Below are 4005 nucleotides of genomic sequence, written 5' to 3' on the forward strand. Positions count from 1 at the left end.
AAAAAAAATTGGTTTGGAACCCAAAACTGCTTTAGCTTTGGGTTTTCATTAAAAAGAAAACTTATAATAACAGAAACTTGTTACTGGACTATTAAAACCGCGTCTTAAACTTTTTAGGGGCTTGATCCTGCAACTCTTGCATCTGTTTTTGCATCTCTTCGGTGCTAGGCATATTATTAGGGTCAAGTCCCATTTGCTTCGCCATCTGTTGCGGGCTCACATCTTTAGGGCCGCCCTGCTGACCGCCACCACCAAATAGAGGACCACCGCCTCCAGCTCCGGCGCCACCGCCCATTAAGCCTTGCATCGACTTCATCATTTTACTGATACCTTCAGGCTTTGAGATCATTTTCATCATTTTTGCCATTTGCTTATGCTGCTTTAGCAAACGGTTGACGTCTTGAATCTCACGGCCAGAACCCGCAGCGATACGGCGCTTACGGCTTGGATTGATCTTATCTGGATTTTTACGCTCAAATGGGGTCATAGAATTAATCAACGCTTCCATTTCACGCACTTTTTCTTCAGGCTTAGCGTCCTCGACAGCTTTTTGCATGTCAGAGCCGCCCATACCTGGCATTTTATCGAGGAAACCTGACATACCGCCCATGTTTTTCATTTGCTGAAACTGAGTTAATAGATCCTCAAGGTCGAAATCACCGCCCTTTTGCATCTTTTTCGCCATTTTTTCGGCTTTATCACGGTCGATCTTTTGCTCGACCTCTTCAACCAGACTTAGTACATCACCCATACCGAGGATACGCTGGGCGATACGCTCAGGATGGAACAACTCTAAAGCGTCTAGCTTTTCACCGCGACCCAAAAACTTAATCGGCTTACCTGTGATCGCCCGTACAGACAATGCAGCACCGCCGCGTGCATCACCGTCGGTCTTAGTGAGGACAACACCAGTTAATGGCAACGCATCGTTAAAGGCTTTGGCAGTATTGGCTGCATCTTGACCCGTCATCGCATCGACGACAAACAGCGTCTCAGATGGATTAACCGCTGCCGTTAGTGCCTTGATCTCATCCATCATGGTGTCGTCAATGTGCAAACGACCCGCAGTATCGATAATCAAAATGTCTTGATATTGGATTTTGGCTTCTTCGATGGCACGGCGGGCAATATCGATAGGATTTTCATCGACACTTGAATTGACAAATTTAGCATTCACTTGACCAGCCACTTGCTCAAGCTGTTTGATTGCTGCTGGACGATAGACGTCAGCTGAGACCAGCATGACTTTTTTCTTTTGGCGCTCTTGTAGATATTTGGCCAACTTACCAGCGGTGGTGGTTTTACCCGCACCTTGTAGACCTGCTAGTAGGTACACAACCGGCGGTTTGCCTGTCATCTCAAGCTGTTGGTTGGCACTGCCCATCATCTCGGTCAGCTCATCATGGACGATTTTGACAAAAGCTTGTCCTGGCGCCAGCTCTTTTAGCACTTCAGCACCCAGTGCCTGCTCTTTGACACGTTTGACAAAGTCGCGCGTGACAGGTAGCGCCACATCAGCTTCTAAGAGCGCCATACGCACTTCGCGCAGCGTGTCTTTGATATTGTCTTCAGTCAGTTGTCCAGACCCTACGATATTACGTAGGCTCGACGACAGACGTTCTGTTAAGGTATCAAACATAAATAACTCTCAATTAAACAGTTAAAATATTTTTATCAAAAGGCTTCTTATTAAAATATATGCAGTCAAAAAGCACTTTATTAAAGATGGACTAAATAAAATAGTTTGGAATATTACTCGCTTGTTTTATATGCAATTTATCCAAAAACAACTACTTATCAACACCATCGCGTAATTGATGCCTTAGCATCTGTAGATTTGGCAACTACTGTCTTAGTAGCTATAAAGAATAATAGAGATGATTCTCAATTAGCCTTCATTTTATGATAAATTGGACGATTATTCTAATAATACCACTTTAGCGTTAAATTGAGCGGCGATTTTGTGCTCATTATGGGATGAGGCTTTTTACCAGTGCACCTTGCGTTTATCATTGCCAGTATGGCTTATATATTGGTCAGTATCCATATCAGTTGGGCGCTGACAAAGAGTCACCCTATTCATAAGGGTTTAAGCCTTGGTTTATTAATCATTGGTATGCTTGCCCATGCCGCGCTATTGTATCCATATGTCGTTACGTTATATGGATTAAATTTTAACCTATTTAATATAATCAGTCTCATCAGTCTATTTTTCTTATTCTTTTACGTACTCTTTTGCTTATATCGCCCTATTCTTAGTCTTGGAATTTTAGCTGCACCGACTGCGCTTATTGGCATGACGATAGGTTATGTTGGCCGCGCCCCGTATCAGCCATTGACCGATGTAAGTATTGGACTTGAAGCCCATATTTTATTGTCACTTGCTGCCTATTGCGTACTGCTAATGGCTGCCCTACAAGCGCTATTTTTGCGTTTGCAGATCCGTGAGCTCAAGCATCATACCATTCATCGTTTTTGGGTGAACAAACTACCTCCCTTACAAAGTATGGAAAGCCTATTGTTTGACATGATACTGGTAGGTTTTATCGTACTAAGCATCGCCTTAGGCATTGGCTTTATTTACGTACAAGATTTAATGGCACAGCACATTTTACATAAAACAGTCTTTAGCTTGCTGTCGTGGTTATTATTTGGCGTACTATTGATAGGTCATTGGCGTGCAGGTTGGCGTGGCAAACGAGCGGCCAACATTACCTTTTATGCGTTTATCTTATTAGCAGTAGGCTTTGTTGGTAGCAAGTTTGTTTTAGAGCTAGTGTTATAGAATCTCAGCTGTATTAAATATATATAATAATCGATTGGCATACGTTACAAATGATATTAGCAAACTTAACCCTGATTTAGTAACAGACTTAGTGACAAACTTTCCTAACAATAAGCTTTTTTAATTAAATACCACTGTCTTATTACCTGTTACTATCACTCGGTTTTGTACATGCCAGTTCACTGCGCGGGCCAAGACATTGCGCTCGATATCACGACCAATAGCACGTAGTTCTATCACACTTTGACGATGAGTCACGCGGTGCACATCTTGCTCGATGATCGGCCCTTGATCAAGCTCGGCGGTGACATAATGCGCCGTTGCACCAATAAGCTTGACACCTTTATCATACGCCTGACGATAAGGATCTGCCCCCACAAAAGCAGGCAAAAATGAGTGATGAATATTAATAATTTGCATGGGCCAGCGTTCAATAAAGTCAGACGATAATATTTGCATATAACGCGCTAATACTAACAAATCATTGTCTTCCATCAACTGATGAATCCGCTCTTCCGCCTCTACCTTATTATCCTTAGTCACTGGCACATGATGAAAAGGTATACCGAAGTTTTCGACCGCTTGACGTAAGTCTGGATGGTTGCTGACAACGCAACTAATATCGCAATCGAGCAAGCCGCGCTGATGTCTCCATAGCAAGTCTAATAACGCATGATCAAACTTTGATACCAAGATGCCAACTTTGGTTTTGATCGCATTGTCATGTAGACGCCAAGACATCTTATGACGCTTGGCAACCGTATGAGCAAAGCTGGCCTCAAAGTTATCAATGATCTCGCTCAGACCTTCTAAAACAAACTCTAAACGCATAAAGTACTGGCCACCCTCGTGAGCAGTAGAATACTGATCAAGAGAGATGATATTGCCGCCATAGCGATGGATAAACTCTGATACTGCCTGCACAATGCCTGCTTGGTCGCGGCACTTAATCAATAACGTGGCAGTGTCGATAGTATGAAGAGGGAGTGGAGCACTGGATATAGGGTGCGATAAAGCATTTGATGAAGTCGTCGTTACAGTATCTGACATAGTGCGCTTAACCTAAAATAAAATGATTGCTGCCTGCATTCAAAGAACTACTAATAGCATAGCAAATCCACTATTCTAATCGTTTTTGCTATATTTTGCTTACTGAGTTGGTTGTTTTACGTTATTTATATTACCAATACAAAAACCCCAACTTGGGGGAGAGAATGAGG

3 protein-coding genes are annotated in these 4005 nt (G+C 42.7%); 1 reads left to right on the plus strand and 2 read right to left on the minus strand.

All coding sequences use genetic code 11. From position 1 onward, the window contains the following. Positions 1 to 91: 91 nt before the first annotated feature. Positions 92 to 1639, minus strand: coding sequence for a signal recognition particle protein (ffh, locus tag PENNN9_RS08945; RefSeq protein WP_058369353.1), 1548 nt, complete (start codon positions 1637 to 1639; stop codon positions 92 to 94). A 354-nt stretch (positions 1640 to 1993) separates the two neighbouring features. Here ffh and PENNN9_RS08950 point away from each other — a divergent pair, with 354 nt between their 5' ends. Next, a complete protein-coding gene (locus tag PENNN9_RS08950) occupies positions 1994 to 2785 on the plus strand; it encodes an inner membrane protein YpjD (RefSeq protein WP_178379338.1) in 792 nt (263 codons plus the stop codon). 120 nt (positions 2786 to 2905) lie between these two features. Here PENNN9_RS08950 and purU read toward each other — a convergent pair whose 3' ends face one another. After that, positions 2906 to 3835 (minus strand): formyltetrahydrofolate deformylase, encoded by a 930-nt coding sequence (purU, locus tag PENNN9_RS08955; RefSeq protein ID WP_082638055.1) that lies wholly within the window; start codon positions 3833 to 3835, stop codon positions 2906 to 2908. Positions 3836 to 4005 lie beyond the last annotated feature (170 nt).

Source organism: Psychrobacter sp. ENNN9_III, from assembly GCF_001462175.1.
Classification (GTDB): Bacteria; Pseudomonadota; Gammaproteobacteria; order Pseudomonadales; family Moraxellaceae; genus Psychrobacter.

Bases quoted from the DNA above. Each gene is read 5' to 3' on its own strand.
- ffh (WP_058369353.1), bottom strand. From the start codon at position 1,639: ATGTTTGATACCTTAACAGAACGTCTGTCGTCGAGCCTACGTAATATC.
- purU (WP_082638055.1), bottom strand. From the start codon at position 3,835: ATGTCAGATACTGTAACGACGACTTCATCAAATGCTTTATCGCACCCT.